Here is a 14,789-nt window from a genome sequence, read left to right as displayed (position 1 = left end):
CTCAGAAGAGGTCGTTGGACCCGGCGGCGATCCTGAAGCCGTGCCCCGTCTCGTCCTTCGTGCAGGTCACCCCGTCGGCCCGGGACTGACAGGTGAAGCCGAACGAGTTGACCTTCTGCCCGACCGGCAGCACCTTGTCCGCGGTGGCGCCGCCGGAGGTGTAGACCAATCCTCCCGCACAAAGGAACTCCCCGCGCCCCGCGCCGGTCACGCGGATACCGCTGCCCCAGTCCACGATGCAGTTCTCCGGCCGCGGCGGGATCGGTGTGGTCGGCCCCTGGCAGCCCGCCTCGGTCCGGGTGGGCAGTTCGATGATCCCGCACTGGAAGTCGCCCGACGGGGAGGTGAAGTAGACGGCCTCGTTGCGGTGGTACTCGACCGTCGGAGCCGGCGTGGTGGTCGACGGCGCGGCGGTGGTGGTGACCGCGGTGGTGGTGGTCGGGGCCGCAGTGGTGGTCGGCGCGGCGGTCGTGGTGGTCGCGGCGACCGTGGTGGCGGGCGCCGCCTCGTCCGCTCCGGACGTGCCGCAGGCCGCGACCAGCGCGGTGGCCGCCGCGGCTCCGATCAGAACCGACACTGCTCGACGTGAACCCACTCGCGCACCTCTCCTCGACGGTCGTGAAGGACGTTGACTGTCGCGAAAGACCCTAGGGCCTGCGTCCGCGGCGGTGAAACTCGCGCAGGTGAGGCTAGGTGTGGCTGATCCGCCGGTTGATCTCCCGGGCCAGCCATCCCGGCGAGAACCGGGACCCGAGCATCATCGCGCGGGCCTGCCGCCCGACCGGGTAGTGCACCTTGGGCAGCAGCCGCGGCCGCCGAGTCACCGCGCGGACGATGGTCTCGGCGACGTCGTCGGCGGTGAGCCGGATCCCCAGCGACCCCACCGACCCGGTGTCCATGTCGTCGGTCATGGCGGTGCGCACGAACAGCGGCCAGATCGCGAGGACCCGGACGTCGTGGCGGCGCCACTCCAACTCGAGTGCCTCGGTGAGTCCGCGGATGGCGAACTTGGTGGCGCTGTAGGTGGCCAGCTCCGGCTGCCCGTAGATCGCCGACGCGGAGCACAGGTTCACCAGCACCGACGCCGGCGTCCGCGCGAGGTACTCGAAACCGGCCGCGCAGCCGTTGACGACGCCGGCCACGTTGACGTCGACCATCGCCCGGTGCGCGCCGATCGACGTCTGCTCGAACGGTCCCGAGGACAGCACGCCGGCGTTGTTGACCAGGACGTCGAGCCGACCGCCCGCGACCTCGGCGAACTCCGCGAGCCGGGCCCGCCACTGGTCGGCGTCGGTGACGTCGAGGACGCCGGTGTGCGCCCGGCCGCCGTTCGCGCGGATCTCGTCGGCGAGGCCGGCGAGGCCGGTCGCGTCGATGTCGAACCCGCCGACCAGGTAGCCGTCCCGCGCGAAGCGCAGTGCGGTGGCACGGCCGATCCCCGCCGCCGCGCCCGTGATGACCACCGTCCGCCTCGTCATGACGGCCAGCGTAGGTCGTCGCGACGGCTACTACCCTGGAGGTGGAGGGTTCGATGTTCCACGAGCGCATTGTCCGCACCGTCCTCGCCGTCACCGCCGGGTACGTGTTGGTGCTCGCGCTGTGGCTCGGCTGGCTGGTGCAACACACCCCGCCGGAGACCGTGCCGTACCAGATCGTCGGACTGCTGTCCGCGTTCGGCTCGGCGCTCGGTCTCGGCATGATCTGGGCCGACCGCCCGACGCACGCCGACCGCAAGCTCGGCAAGCGCGGGCTCGAGGGCTGGGCGACCATCGAGAGCGCGCGGCGGCTCGCCGAGACCGCCGACCACGGCCAGATCACCGCGCTGCGGCTGCGACTGACCGTGCCCGGGTCGGCGACCTACACGGGCCGGGTGCTCTACGAGGTTCCCGAGGGCCAGGGCGACCGGTTCGCCCCCGGGTCCACCGTCTCGATCCGGGTGGACCCGAAGGACCGCGACCGAATCATCCTGTGCCCCTAGCGCTTCGAGAGCATGCCCTCGACGAGTAGTAGCTGCGCGGCGGCGTAGCTGCCGAGGATCACGCCCTCCGACGCACGCCGTCCGGTCTCGCCGCGAATGAACAGTCGCCGCACCACGATCAGCGCGTCCGAGCTGGTGAACAGCAGACCGCCGAGACCGAGCCAGCTGCGCCGGTCCCGGTTCGGCACCGCCAGGCCCGCGACGACCCGCGCGCCGGGCGCGAGTGCCGGGTCCGCCGACAGGGTGGACGTGGTGCCGAGCACCGCGCCGTACCCGGTCAGGGTCGGCGCCACCGACGCCGCCCGGGCACGCAGCAGCCCCGCGGCGCCGAGCCAGCCGAGCACGCGCGGCACCAGCGCGGCGGCGGTCGGGCGGGCGCCGCGGCGGGCCAGCACGGTGGAGTAGCCGGCCTGCATCACGGCGAACGAGGACGCGCCGCGGATCAGTCGCTGGTCGTCGTCGGGGTCGATCATGAACACGTCTCCGACGGTCGCCGCCGCGAGCCCGGCGACCAGCAGTCCGGTGTCGACCGCGTCGATGTTGTCCCGACCGCGGAGCACCCGGACGGCCAGAGCCGGCGCGATCAGCGGCTTGGCGACCTGTTGAAGTCGCTCGTTGCCGATGACCGCACCGACCACCGTCGCCGCGCTGGCCCCGAGAAACACCGCGTGCTCGACCTTCATCCCAACCTCCGATTCCGAAATGTCAGGCGAGCGTATCGGTCACCCCGTGCGGCGTGCGACGATCGGACTGTGCGCCTCGGGTTGCATGCACTGGGAATCGGCGCCGGTGCCCATCGTGCGGTGATCGACGCGGTCGCGGTCGCCGCGGACGCGCACGGCTTCGCCACCCTGTGGGCCGGCGAGCACGTGGTGATGGTGGACCGGCCGACGTCCCGCTACCCGTACGCGGAGGACGGCGTCATCGCGGTGCCCGCGGCCGCCGACTGGCTCGATCCGATGGTCGCGCTGAGTTTCGCCGCCGCCGCCACCGCCACCGTCCGGGTCGCCACCGGCGTGCTGCTGCTCCCCGAGCACAACCCCGTGCTCCTCGCCAAGCAGGCCGCGTCGCTGGACCGGCTCAGCGGGGGCAGGCTGACACTGGGCGTGGGCATCGGCTGGTCTCGGGAGGAGTTCGCGGCCCTCGGCATCCCGTTCGAGCGGCGCGCCGCCCGGTCCGTGGAGTACCTCGCGGCGATGCGGGCGCTGTGGCGCGAGGACGTCGCATCGTTCGACGGCGAGTTCGTCGCATTCGACGGGGTGCGAGTCAACCCGAAACCCTTTCGCGGGAAAAGCATTCCGGTGGTGTTCGGCGGCAACAGCGACGCCGCGCTGCGACGCGTCGCGACCGTCGGGGACGGCTGGTACGGGTTCAACCTCGCCGGGACCGACGCCGTCGCCGAACGCACCGGCATGCTGCACGATCTCTGCCGGGCGGCGGGCCGGGCGCCCGACGAGCCGACGGTGGCGGTCGCGCTGGCCGAACCGGACGTCGGCGACGTCGCGGCGCTGGCCGCGGCGGGCGTCGACGAGCTGGTCCTGGTCGAGTCGCCGCCGGAGGATCCGGGAGCGGTGGCCGACTGGGTCGGCGAGCTCGCCCGCCGGTGGCTGCCCGCCCTGCGAATATCCTCGACGGGACACCGCAGGAGCGGAGCCAGCGAAGCGAGCATCGAGCTGAAGGATCGTGAATGACATTCGTCAAGATGTGCGGCCTGCGCGACGAGGCGACGGTCGACCAGGCGGTGCGCCTGGGCGTGGACGCGATCGGCTTCGTGTTCGCCGCGAGCCCCCGCCGCGTGACGCCGGAGCAGGCCGCCCTGCTGCGGGCCCGCATCCCCGACGGGGTGACGGCCGTCGGGGTGTTCGTCGGGCAGAGCATCGAGGAGATCGTCGACGCGGCGACCACCGCCGGCATCGACACGGTGCAGGTGCACGACCTGCGGTCCGCGGCCGAGGTCACCGCGCTGCACGAGGCGGGACTGACCGTGATCCGCGCGATCAACACCGGCGGCGGGTCCGACCACTCGACGAGCCTCGGCGAGGACCTGCTGCTGGTGGACGGTGCGGTCGCAGGTGCCGGCGTCACCTGGGACTGGCAGGACCGCAGCGCGCTGCCGACCGGGCGGTGGATCCTCGCGGGCGGGCTGACTCGCGAGAACGTCGGTCGGGCCGTCGCGTCCTCCGGGGCGTGGGGGGTGGACGTCTCGAGCGGCATCGAGTCCAGCCGCGGCGTCAAGGATCCCGAGCTGATGGTCGCGTTCGCCGAGGCGGTCCGGGCCGTCGAGGCCTGAACCGCGGTCGGCTACGGCGTCGCGAAGGTCGGGACGACGACCGAGTCGACGCAACCGGTGTCGTAGCCGTCCGGGTGATCGAGGAAGTTCAGCATCACCGTTCTGGCGCAGTCGGACACGCCGAGGACGTCGTGGCCGAGGCCGGGGAAGCGGACCACCGCGGACTTGGTCAGGGTTCGCGCGGCCTCGTCGGCCTGGCTCGGCGGGGTGACCGCGTCGAACGTCCCGGCCATCAGCAACGCCGGGACGTCCGAGTGCGTGGGGTCGTGCACCGACGCGGGGGCCGTCCCGACGTCCCAGATCGAGCACTCGTCGAATATTCGCGGCACCTGGGGCGGCAGCGACAGCACCTCGTCGGGGAAGTCCGGCAGCGCCCGCTTCGCCGCGGCGAGCACGGTGGCGGTGTCGGTGAACGCGGCGTTCTCGCGGCAGAAGGAGCCGTAGGTGAGTCCGTATCCGACCAGGCCGGGCGGTGTGAGGCTGCCGAGCAGTACGGTCGCTGCCGCGGTGCCGTCGCCGCCCGCGATGGCGTGGATCGTCGCGGGCAGGTCGGCGTAGGTGCCGGGCGACAGGCTCAGCGCGACAACCAGGTTCGCCAATGTGTAGCCGTCGATCACCACGTGGTGCGAGGGCTGACCCTGGCCGGCGGGCAGGTCGACCGACATCGGCTGCCGAGCGAGCCGATTGACGGTGGCGGTGAACTCCTCGGCCAGGCGGGGGTAGGCCGTCGCGCAGGCGGACTGGGCGGCGCAGGCGTCGAACAACGCCCGGTAGCCCTCGGCCGCGCTGGGCCAGAACTGATTCATCAGGACGGTCTGCGGCGGCACGAGCGAGTCGAGCACCACGCTGCGGATGCCCTCCGGGTGATCGCGCAACAGTTGCAGCGCCAGGCTGCTGCCGGCGGAGACGCCGTAGACGTCCCACCGATCGATCCCCAGCGCCCGGCGCAGGTCGGCGACATCGGCGGCGTTCTGTGTGGTGTCGTACGCGCTCAGGTCGGCACCGGTGCCGGCCAACCGGACCCGGCAGGACCCGACCGCCGCGAGGTCCGCGTCCCGCGTCGAGGAGGCCTGGACGGACTGCCCGGTGGCCGCGACCGCGAAGTCGTCGATCTCGCGGCAGGAGAGGAACGGGTCGGCGTGCAGTGTGCCGCGCTGATCGACGAAGACGACGTCGCGGTCGCGGTTGATTCCGTGTTCGACCAGGGTCGGCGCCACGGCCAGACCGGTCCCGCCGGGGCCACCGGTCAGGTACACCAACGGATCCGGTTGCGGATTCGGTGACGCCGCCTTGGCGCGAGCGACGGCGATCGTGATGGTGCGCCCCTGCGGGTGCGCGCGGTTCTCCGGGACCGTCAGGTATCCGCAACTGAAGTCCGGGCCGAGGTCCAGTCGAGGAGCGCCAGGCACATTCGGCACCGGACAGGGCGCGCCGGCATAGGTGGCAGGCGCGGTCGTCGCTGCCGTCTCGCCGGTCGGGTCTCCCCCGCCGCATGCCGCGACGGTCAGCCCTGCCGCAATCGCGAGCGCGGTGAGGCGCCCGCGCCTTGACCGGATGATCCTTCCCGAGCCGGTGGAGATCATGCGCCCGACGATACGGGGACGCCGGGACGCCACGGGGCGGAACAGGACCTCCCTTTACTTACATAGTTTCCCTATGCAATAATATTGTTCATGGCTGCGACGGACGATCCGGAAAGCGCACAGGCTCGGCTCCGCGAGGTTCTCGCGGAGCTGGTCACCAACACCTCGCGTTTCACCCGGCTCGCCTCGTCTATCGCCACCGACGACCGGCCCCGCACCTGGATGCGGGCACTGTCGCATCTCGACGAGTACGGCGGTCTGCGGATCAGCGAGTTCGCCCGCGTCGACCGGTGCTCGCAGCCCACGGCGACGGCATTGCTCAAGCAGCTCACCGACGCCGGACTGGCCGACCGTCGACGCGACCCCGCGGATTCCCGGGCCGTCGTGGTCGAGATGACCGAGGCCGGTCACCGGTGGCTCGTGGAGGCGCGGCAGGAGATCGGCGAGGCCCTCGCCGAGCACCTGCCGGGCCTGGACACCGAACAGGTCGAACGACTCTCGCGCAGCCTGGCCGATCTCCGCGCGGCCATCAAGTCGTCGACCGCAACCCGCTAATCATCTAGTGACACAAAGGAAGTGCCCGTGAGTATCACAGACACGGCCACCAGCGCCGAACCAGCGAGCAGCAGCATCCTGCACCAGCCGAAGGCGGTGTGGGCGGTGGCCTTCGCCAGCGTCATCGCCTTCATGGGCATCGGCCTCGTCGACCCCATCCTCAAGCCGATCGGCGAGCAGCTGCACGCGACGCCGTCTCAGGTGTCGCTGCTGTTCACCTCGTACATGCTGGTCACCGGCGTCGCGATGCTGATCACCGGCGTCGTGTCCAGCCGCATCGGACCCAAGAGGACCCTGCTGTGGGGCCTGGCGATCATCGTGGTGTTCGCCGCGCTGGCCGGCATGTCGAGCAGTGTCGGACAGATCGTCGGCTTCCGCGCCGGCTGGGGCCTGGGCAACGCGCTGTTCATCGCGACCGCACTGGCGACCATCGTCGGCGCGGCCAGCGGCGGTGTGGCGAAGGCGATCATCCTGTACGAGGCCGCCCTCGGCATCGGTATCGCGGTCGGGCCCCTGGTCGGCGGCGTGCTCGGCAGCGTCAGCTGGCGCGCCCCGTTCTTCGGCGTCGCGGTCCTGATGGCGGTGGCGTTCATCCTGATCGTGGTGATGCTGCCGGCCACCCCCGCACCCAAGGCGAACCGGACGTCGCTGGCCGCGCCCTTCCTCGCGCTGCGGCACCGCGGCCTGCTGACCGTCGCGATCACCGCGCTGCTGTACAACTACGGCTTCTTCACCCTGCTGGCGTACACCCCGTTCCCGCTCGACATGGGCACGTACGCAATCGGTTTCATCTTCTTCGGCTGGGGCCTGGCACTGGCGATCTCGTCGGTGTTCCTCGCACCGCGCCTGCAACGCCGCTTCGGCACGCTGCCGATGATGATGCTGGCGCTGGCCCTGTTCGCCGTCGACCTCGCCACGATGGCCGTGTTCACCGACAACAAGACCGTGCTCATCGTCTGCGTCGTGCTGGCGGGCCTGTTCCTCGGCGTGAACAACACCCTGATCACCGAGACCGTCATGATCTCCGCCCCGGTCGAGCGGTCCACCGCCTCCGCCGCGTACAGCTTCGTCCGCTTCGTCGGCGGCGCCGCGGCCCCCTGGCTGGCCGGCAAGCTGGGTGAGGGCAACGCGCACATGCCGTTCTGGGTCGGCGCGCTCTGCACCGCGGTCGCGATCGTGGTGCTGGCCACCGGACGCAAGGTGCTCGCCCACGTCGACGAGCACGACCCCGCACCGCACAGCGTCGAGGAGGCCGCCGCCGTCACCGCCGGCTCCGACTGACCCCTCCCGCCCACCGACCCGCCCGCGGTTCCCATCCGGATGGATTGAATGGGGGTTCAGTGGCCAGGTTTCACACGAATCCGGCCACTGAACCCCCGTTCAGCGCTTGGGGCAGTGCACGCGGCGGGCGGACTGCGAGGCGACCGCCCGCAGAAAACGCGGAGCGGCCAGGCCGCGCGAGTCGGCCGCCTCGCGGACCGCGGTCGCCACCGCGTCCACCGCGGCCTCGTCCACCAGTGCGATCGCCGAGCCACCGAACCCGCCGCCCGTCATCCGTGCCCCGTGGGCACCCGCCGCGAGGGCCGCGTCGACGGCGCAATCCAGCTCCGGGCACGAGACCTCGTAGTCGTCGCGCAGGGAGACGTGCGACGCGGTCAGCAGCGGACCGACCTCCCGATAGCGACCGGACGCGAGCAGCGCCAGCACCTCTCGCACCCGCGCGATCTCGGTGACCACGTGCCCCGCCCGGCGGCGCAGCAGCGGATCGTCCAGCCCGACAAGGTCGTCCACCTCACGCAGCGAGCCGACGCCGAGCGCTGCGGCCGCGTCCTCCACGGACCTGCGCCGCTGCGCGTACTGGCCGTCCACCAGCCGGTGCGGCGCCCGGGTGTCGACCACCAGGAGCGCCAGTCCCGTCGCGGCAGGGTCGAATGCGACGGCGGCGGCCGATCCGTCCGCGGAGTCGACCAGCAACGCGTGACCGGCCTGCGCCCGCAGCGAGATCGCCTGGTCCATGCCGCCGGTCGGGGCGAGCGCAATCTCGTTCTCCGCCGCGACACAGCACGACGCCAGCGCCGCGCGCCCGGGGTCGTCGGTCGGCAGGCCCTCCAGCTCCGCCAGGGCCAGGGCGAGCGCGCACTCGAGCGCGGCCGAACTCGACAGCCCGGCACCGACCGGCACGCACGACTCGACGGCCACCTCGGCGCCCCCGAAGTCACTGCCGAGCAAACCGTTCCGGCGCATCGCCCACACGACCCCGGCGAGGTACGACGACCAGCCCGTCGGATTCCCCGGACCGATGTCGTCGAGCCGCCCGGTCCACGGCGGCCCGCCGAGACTCGACACGCACCGCAGCACCCCGTCCGCACGACGACGCACGGCGACGGCGGTGCTGTGCGGCAACGCGATCGGCAGCGACAGCCCCCGCGCGTAGTCGACGTGCTCACCGATCAGGTTGACCCGTCCCGGCGCCGCCCACACCCCCTCCGGTTCGCCGCCGAACTCGTGACGCAGCAGTGCGGTCGCCGCGGCGGCAGCCTCGGCGTCGGCCACCGCGGGTACCCAGCTCACTGCGCGACCTCCCGGAACCTGGCGGCGATCCGCTCGGGCGTGGTGTCGCTGACCCACGCCCCCATCCCCGACTCGGATCCGGCCAGGAACTTCATCCGGTGCGGTGCCCGCATCAGCGAGAAGACCTGCAGGTACAGCCTTCCCAGCTCCCGCCCCTCCCCGACCGGCGCCTGGTGCCAGCCCGCGATGTAGGGCAGCTTGTCGACCCCGTCGAAGAACCGGTCCAGCCGTGCCAGGACGTCGAGGTACACCGTCGCCAGTTCGTCGAGTTCCGCGCCGGTCAGCTCGGTCAGGTCCGCGACGTCCCGGTGCGGCGCGACGTGCACCTCCACCGGCCACCGCGCGGCCGCCGGGACGTATGCGGTCCAGTGCTCCGCGGTCGCGACAATCCTTGTGCCCGATCGCCGTTCGGCGTCGAGGACCTCCCGCAGCAGGGACCGTCCGGTGTCGGCACGGTGCCGCGCCGACTGCCGCAGCAGTGCCTCGGTGTGTGCGGGCAGCATCGGGTACGCGTAGATCTGGCCGTGCGGGTGCGCGAGGGTGACGCCGATCTCCTCACCCCGGTTCTCGAAGCAGTACACCTGCTCGATGCCCGGCAGCGCGGACAGCGCACGGGTCCGGTCGACCAGCGCGGCGAGCACGGTGCGCACCCGCGACACCGGCAGCTGCGCGAAGCTGCGGTCGTGCTCGCTGGTGAAGCACACGACCTCGCAGCGTCCCGCCGCCGCTCGTTGGGGCCACAGCGCTTCTCCGTCGACCAGGCTCGACGCGGGCGCAGGCGCCTGCAGTGCAAGCGACGGGAAGCGGTTCTCGAACACCGCGACGTCGTAGTCGTCGGCGGGGATCTCGGTGGCCGCCCGGCCGGGACGGGTCGGACACAGCGGACACTCGTGCGCCGCGGGCAGGAAGGTGCGGCTGTTGCGGTGCGAGGCCAGCGTCACCCACTCGCCGGAGAGCACGTCGTAGCGCATCGTCGACAGGGCGGCGACCGCGGAAAGGTCGCGGCCGTCGCGGAGTTCGCGCGTGGTGCCGCCGCTGAGGTAGGGCTCGGTGTCGTCGAAGTACAGCAGTTCGCGGCCGTCGGCGAGCGTCGTCGCCGTCCTCCGGATCGTCATGCCCACGATCATGCGCTATGCGCAGTGGTGCGGTTGCGGAGTCCCATGACTCCGGAAGCGCACCACTGCGCGCGAGCGCATCTACAGGCCCAGATCACCGAGTCCGAGCAGGGAACGGTACTCGAGCCCCTCGGCGGCGATGACCTGATCCGCGCCCGTGGCGCGGTCCACCACCGTCGCGACGCCGACCACGACGGCGCCCGCCTCACGCAGCGCGCGGACCGCCGTCAGCGGGGAGTTGCCGGTGGTCGTCGTGTCCTCGACGACCAGGACCCGCTTGCCGACCACGTCGGGGCCCTCGATCTGCCGCTGCATGCCGTGCGCCTTGGCGGCCTTGCGCACCACGAACGCGTCGATCGGCCTGCCCTCGGCGTGCATGACGGCCATCGCCACCGGGTCGGCGCCCATCGTCAGGCCGCCGACGGAGGCGAAGTCCCAGTCCGCGACGAGCTCGCGCAGCAGCTTGCCGATCAGGGGTCCGGCGCGATGATGCAGCGTGGCGCGGCGCAGGTCCACGTAGTAGTCGGCTTCCTTGCCGGACGACAGGGTGACCTTCCCGTGCACAACCGCCAGCTCGCGCACGAGCTCCGCGAGCTCCGCCTTCTCCGTCATCGACCGCTCCCTTTCGCCTGCCATGTCGAGGTCGAGCCTAGTCGGCCACGCGTCACCCGAAAGCAGGCGGCTCAGACGCTCGCGGACTCCGCGACCTCGCCGCCGGTCAGTTCGCCGCCCCGGAGTTCGGCGGGCAGCTCCGCCGGCAGTTCGGCGAGAGTGGCCTCGAACAGCGGGGCCTTCCGGGCGCCGAGGACCCGCACCACCGGGGCCGTCCCGATCCCACCGACCAGCGAGTTCATCGCGGTTGCGCTGGTGTTGTAGACGCGCGCGGCACCGACCAGCCGCTGCTCGGTCCGTTGCAGCTCGAGCACCGGACGCTGAATCGCCCAGTCGTTCCGGACCTTCGGATCGTTGCCCGACTCCAGAACCACCCGGTGCAGCGCGACCGAGAGGGCGTTCTCCGATCCGGCCTGGTCACCGAGGGTCATGCCCTGCTCTCGGAACCCCAGCGCGAGCGAACGGGCGCCGGCCAGCGGGGCCAGCACGCCGGAGTCCATATTCGCGGCCCGCGCCGCGACGATGAGGTCGTTCACCTGCTCGTAGCGTCGCCCCAGCTCCACCTCGAGCAGGCGCCGGCTCGCGGTGAGGTTGGCCTCGGCTCGGCGCAACTTCCGGACCACCGCGTACACCCGGGCAAAAAGGACAACAGCAACAACAGCCACTACCGCCACAAGAGTCACAGGAGTGAAATCTACTCACACCGCCCGGGCACGCGCACACCGGACGGGACAACCGGGCAAAGGGAGCAAACGGGGGATTCGAAAGGCGTCGGACGCCGGGAGAGCCGACCGGCGTCAGCGCGAGACGTCGCCGTCGGAACGCACGTCGAGCGGGTGCGGGTAGGGCCGACTCGGGTCGTGGCCGAGATCGCTCAACTCAGCGGGTTCGGAGACCGGCGGCAGCACGTGCAACAGCCCGGACAGGCGAGCGACCGCGTCGATCGCCGCGTCCCAGTCCCGACCGTTGCTGGTCACCGGCAACGACCCCAGCGTCCACTCGCCCTCGCTCCAGAGCATCTGGACCTGCGGCGGAACCGACTCGGTGAAGTGCACCATCCGCTGGTCGCAGACGCGGCGGGCGATCTCGAGGTCCGTGGAGAAGACGACTCGGGGCCCGATCGCGCCGAGCAGGTTCAGGTCGTTGTCCTTCGGCGGCGGCGTCGACTTCAGCCGCAGATCGACGTCCACGTCGGAGCCCACCGAGCGCTGGACGGCGACGATCGTCGCAGCCTCCGGCAGGTCGAACAGCACGAAGTTCTCACCGCGCCGGACACCGTGCACGACGTCGACCGCTCCGAGGTACTCCTGGCGGGCCATCGCAGCCCGGTGCCATCGCGACGGCAACTGGTCGTCGGACTCGGTGTACGTGTAGCCCTGCGCCTTCGCCCAGATCTGCCGAACCCGGCCGAACTGCTCGCGGCGGCTGCGATCGACGTACAACAGCACGATCGCACCGGCGAGCGCGATCGCGGAGAGTCCGAACCAGATAAGCGTCATCGCCAGTCACAATATCGACAGCACGGCCCGTTCGTGGCACTCGGCTCGCACCCGGAGCAAAGTTCCACCGGAAATATCGTCATCACCGGACTCCTCAGTTGCCGCCGCCGTTGCCGAGGTCCCCGAAGTCGGGGATGGCGGTGTTCACGATGAGCCGGGCGGCCACCGCGCCGTCCGAGGTCTTGTCGCCCTGGACGAGCACGGTGTCACCGACCCGAAGATCCGCGACCCTGGTGCCGTTCAACGAGATCACCCTGGTCGACGGGGTCGTGGTGACGGTCACCGCCGAGCCGCCGATGCCGTCGAGGGTCAGGGTGGAGCCGTCGTTCGTCTTGACCGTTCCGACGGCCGCACCGGCGGCGCCGATCGCCTCGCCGAGCCCGCCCGGAATCTTCGAGAGATCGGGCGGCGTGGTGCCGGGCGTCGGGGTGCTGCGCGGCGTCGTCGTGGGACGGGTCGGGATCGAGGTCGGGGCCTGCGACCGGGTGACCGGGCCGGAGGCGGTCGTGTTGTCGGAGCCCCCGGAGTTGACGAGCAGCACCCCGAATCCGACGACCGCGGTCAGCAGCAGCACCGCGACCGTGACGGCGGCGACGAGCACGACCTTGCCCGGTCCCTTCTTCCCGCCGTCGCCCGTGGGTTCGGGCCCACCGGCCGTGGGACCGATCGGCGGCGGGTTGCCGTCGAGATAGGTCGGGTACGCCTGCGTCGCGTTCGGCGGCGGCTGGTTCGGGTCGTACCCCGGATACGTCGGGTACGCCTGCGTCGCGTTCGGCGGCGGCTGGTTCGGGTCGTACCCCGGATACGTCGGGTACGCCTGCGTCGCGTTCGCCGGCGGCTGGTTCGCGTCGTACCCCGGATACGTCGGGTACGCCTGCGTCGCGTTCGCCGGCGGCTGGTTCGCGTCGTACCCCGGATACGTCGGGAAGGCCTGCGTCGCGTCGCCGTACGCCTGCCGCGGATCCGAGGTGTACTGCGGGCCTGGGAACTGCTCGGTCGGCTGGTCCGGGGAGGGGTACTCGGACTGCCCCGGACCCGGACCCCATCCCGCGGTGGGGTCGGGTCCGACCGGCAGGGCCTCGGTGCCGTCCGGGGTGTTCTCGGGCGTCCGCTGATCGTCCGGCTTGCTCATGTCTCGGGCCTGCTTTCCTGTGCAGATTCGACGCATCGCGCCTGTCCAGTCTCGACGCACCGAGTCGGCGACTTCGGACCGACCCTTCAGGGTAGAGCGGAATCCTGAGACGGTTCTGAGGCAGTGCGATCGAGGTCGGCTACTGGACCCCGTCCCAGGTGATCGGCTTGGCGAGCGCGGCCGGGAACTTTGCGTGCAGGTATCTCGTCCACTCCGAGACGTGCAGCCGCATGACGGACTCGGCCTCGGCCGGATCGCCCGCCACGATGGCGTCGAAGATCGCCTGGTCGGCCTCGAGCACCTTGATCCGCTGCTGTTCCGGGTAGTCGACGCCGAGCGAGGATCCCGCGAAGACCCCGTCCATCGCATCGATGAGAAAGCCGAACAGCGGGTTGCCCGACGCCCACGCGATCGTGTTGTGGAACTCCCGATTCGCCTCGAGGAACACCGCGAGGTCGGCGGTGTGCTCACGCATGGTGTCCACCGCGGCGGCGAGTCGCCCGCGCAGCTCGTCGGTGATCCGGTCCGCCGCCAACCTCGCCATCACCGGCTCGAGTCCGACCCTGGCCTCCACGATGGTGGCGAACCGGGCGCCCTCGAACTGCAGCAGCAGTCCGAGGCTGTTCATGAGGTGCGAGGCCTCGGGCTTCTCGACGATCGGCCCGCCGCCCGGGCCCGGCTTGAGCGAGATGGCGCCCGACAACTCGAGGAATCGAAGCGACTCGCGCAGTGTGCCGCGCCCGACCTTGTACTGCTCGAGCATCACCTTCTCGGAGGGCAGGTGGTCACCCGGCCCGAGGCCCTGTTGGTCGATGTCCGCGATTATTCGCCGCGCAATGATCATTGCCGTCTTCTGCGGCCGATCCGACCTGATCACCATTGCGCTGCCCCCTGCGTTGCCACCCCGACACCCTACTGAGCAGTAGGGAGGATACCGGTCAATTCGTTAGATCATCGGCGTGAACAGGACCTTCTGGACCTTCACGCCTCGAGTGTGATGCGAGTCACTTCACCGCGACGCTGTGGTCCATTGCATTCAATCTAATGATGCGGATAGTTTCTGGGCTGCGTCGAGAGGCTCGGGGTCACGATCTCGACCGCCTGCCGGTGCGCTGCGCCGGCGATCGACTTCACCAGACCACCTCCCGAGGGGAACGAATGAGCCAGAACCGCACGTCCGGACTGCACCGTGGCGCCCGCATCGCAGGCCTCGGCGCAGCAGCCGCCGTCACGATCGGCCTGATGTCGACGGGCGCGGCCAACGCCGACACCTTCGTGCCACTGCCGGACGGATCCAAGGCCACCCCCGGCGTCGTCGTGTCCCGCACCGGCGAGAGCGCCCTGATCTCCCCGTCCCTGGCCGCCAACGGCGCCGGACGCACCGCCTGGGTCTCGGGCACCGTCACCGCCGACGTCTCGTCCATCACCAAGGACGGCGAGGTCGGCCCCTACAA

17 protein-coding genes are annotated in these 14,789 nt (G+C 71.2%); 6 read left to right on the top strand and 11 right to left on the bottom strand.

The features are described from left to right. Position 1 precedes the first annotated feature (1 nt). Positions 2-577 carry a DUF6636 domain-containing protein gene (locus ACFVH2_RS23590; RefSeq protein WP_378427685.1) on the bottom strand — a complete coding sequence of 192 codons (576 nt, stop codon included), beginning with the start codon at positions 575-577 and terminating at the stop codon, positions 2-4. A 112-nt stretch (positions 578-689) separates the two neighbouring features. Beyond that, entirely contained in the window at positions 690-1,478 is a 789-nt protein-coding gene (locus ACFVH2_RS23585) for an SDR family oxidoreductase (protein WP_378427687.1), read from the bottom strand. A 53-nt stretch (positions 1,479-1,531) separates the two neighbouring features. Between ACFVH2_RS23585 and ACFVH2_RS23580 the strand changes: the two genes are divergently transcribed. Beyond that, a complete protein-coding gene (locus ACFVH2_RS23580; RefSeq protein WP_378427689.1) occupies positions 1,532-1,978 on the top strand; it encodes a hypothetical protein in 447 nt (148 codons plus the stop codon). On the opposite strand, the gene ACFVH2_RS23575 is transcribed toward ACFVH2_RS23580, so the two are convergent. Beyond that, complete coding sequence (locus ACFVH2_RS23575; RefSeq protein ID WP_378427691.1) at positions 1,975-2,661, bottom strand: lysoplasmalogenase family protein; 687 nt, start codon at positions 2,659-2,661, stop codon at positions 1,975-1,977. The genes ACFVH2_RS23580 and ACFVH2_RS23575 overlap by 4 nt on opposite strands. Before the next feature lie 69 nt (positions 2,662-2,730). Between ACFVH2_RS23575 and ACFVH2_RS23570 the strand changes: the two genes are divergently transcribed. Then, on the top strand, positions 2,731-3,669 hold the full coding sequence (locus tag ACFVH2_RS23570; protein WP_378427693.1) for an LLM class F420-dependent oxidoreductase: 939 nt from the start codon (positions 2,731-2,733) through the stop codon (positions 3,667-3,669). After that, positions 3,666-4,268 (top strand): phosphoribosylanthranilate isomerase, encoded by a 603-nt coding sequence (locus ACFVH2_RS23565; protein WP_378427695.1) that lies wholly within the window; start codon positions 3,666-3,668, stop codon positions 4,266-4,268. The genes ACFVH2_RS23570 and ACFVH2_RS23565 overlap by 4 nt, the downstream gene beginning before the upstream one ends. An 11-nt stretch (positions 4,269-4,279) precedes the next feature. Here ACFVH2_RS23565 and ACFVH2_RS23560 read toward each other — a convergent pair whose 3' ends face one another. Continuing rightward, entirely contained in the window at positions 4,280-5,851 is a 1,572-nt protein-coding gene (locus ACFVH2_RS23560) for an alpha/beta hydrolase (RefSeq protein WP_378427697.1), read from the bottom strand. 90 nt (positions 5,852-5,941) lie between these two features. Between ACFVH2_RS23560 and ACFVH2_RS23555 the strand changes: the two genes are divergently transcribed. Together ACFVH2_RS23555 and ACFVH2_RS23550 are read left to right on the top strand one after the other, a co-directional pair. Next, on the top strand, positions 5,942-6,406 hold the full coding sequence (locus ACFVH2_RS23555) for a MarR family winged helix-turn-helix transcriptional regulator (RefSeq protein ID WP_378427699.1): 465 nt from the start codon (positions 5,942-5,944) through the stop codon (positions 6,404-6,406). A gap of 27 nt (positions 6,407-6,433) precedes the next feature. Beyond that, positions 6,434-7,687 (top strand): MFS transporter, encoded by a 1,254-nt coding sequence (locus ACFVH2_RS23550; RefSeq protein WP_378427702.1) that lies wholly within the window; start codon positions 6,434-6,436, stop codon positions 7,685-7,687. A 99-nt stretch (positions 7,688-7,786) separates the two neighbouring features. Here the strand turns inward: ACFVH2_RS23550 and galK are convergent, their stop codons facing one another. From galK to ACFVH2_RS23515, 7 genes are all read right to left on the bottom strand, one after another. Beyond that, entirely contained in the window at positions 7,787-8,977 is a 1,191-nt protein-coding gene (gene galK / locus ACFVH2_RS23545) for a galactokinase (protein ID WP_378427704.1), read from the bottom strand. Further along, the gene (gene galT, locus ACFVH2_RS23540) at positions 8,974-10,092 is read right to left on the bottom strand and encodes a galactose-1-phosphate uridylyltransferase (RefSeq protein ID WP_378427706.1); all 1,119 of its coding nucleotides are present in this window, start codon (positions 10,090-10,092) and stop codon (positions 8,974-8,976) included. The genes galK and galT overlap by 4 nt, the downstream gene beginning before the upstream one ends. 81 nt (positions 10,093-10,173) lie before the next feature. Further along, positions 10,174-10,704 (bottom strand): orotate phosphoribosyltransferase, encoded by a 531-nt coding sequence (gene pyrE / locus ACFVH2_RS23535; protein ID WP_378427708.1) that lies wholly within the window; start codon positions 10,702-10,704, stop codon positions 10,174-10,176. Positions 10,705-10,775: 71 nt separating this feature from the next. Further along, positions 10,776-11,327: a LemA family protein gene (locus ACFVH2_RS23530; RefSeq protein WP_378475731.1), complete on the bottom strand. Its 552-nt coding sequence runs from the start codon at positions 11,325-11,327 to the stop codon at positions 10,776-10,778. A gap of 174 nt (positions 11,328-11,501) precedes the next feature. Further along, positions 11,502-12,203, bottom strand: coding sequence for a hypothetical protein (locus ACFVH2_RS23525; RefSeq protein ID WP_378427712.1), 702 nt, complete (start codon positions 12,201-12,203; stop codon positions 11,502-11,504). A gap of 94 nt (positions 12,204-12,297) precedes the next feature. Next, entirely contained in the window at positions 12,298-13,335 is a 1,038-nt protein-coding gene (locus ACFVH2_RS23520) for a hypothetical protein (protein ID WP_378427714.1), read from the bottom strand. Positions 13,336-13,474: 139 nt separating this feature from the next. Further along, complete coding sequence (locus ACFVH2_RS23515) at positions 13,475-14,179, bottom strand: FadR/GntR family transcriptional regulator (RefSeq protein WP_378427716.1); 705 nt, start codon at positions 14,177-14,179, stop codon at positions 13,475-13,477. 314 nt (positions 14,180-14,493) lie between these two features. Between ACFVH2_RS23515 and ACFVH2_RS23510 the strand changes: the two genes are divergently transcribed. Further along, positions 14,494-14,789, top strand: a 296-nt coding sequence (locus tag ACFVH2_RS23510; protein ID WP_378475730.1) for an MspA family porin, incomplete at its 3' end; no start/stop codon positions are given.

Source organism: Rhodococcus sp. NPDC127527, assembly GCF_042672245.1.
Classification (GTDB): Bacteria; Actinomycetota; Actinomycetes; order Mycobacteriales; family Mycobacteriaceae; genus Rhodococcus_G.
Note: the sequence above shows the minus strand (reverse complement) of the source record. Positions and strands in the feature narration are given on the sequence as shown.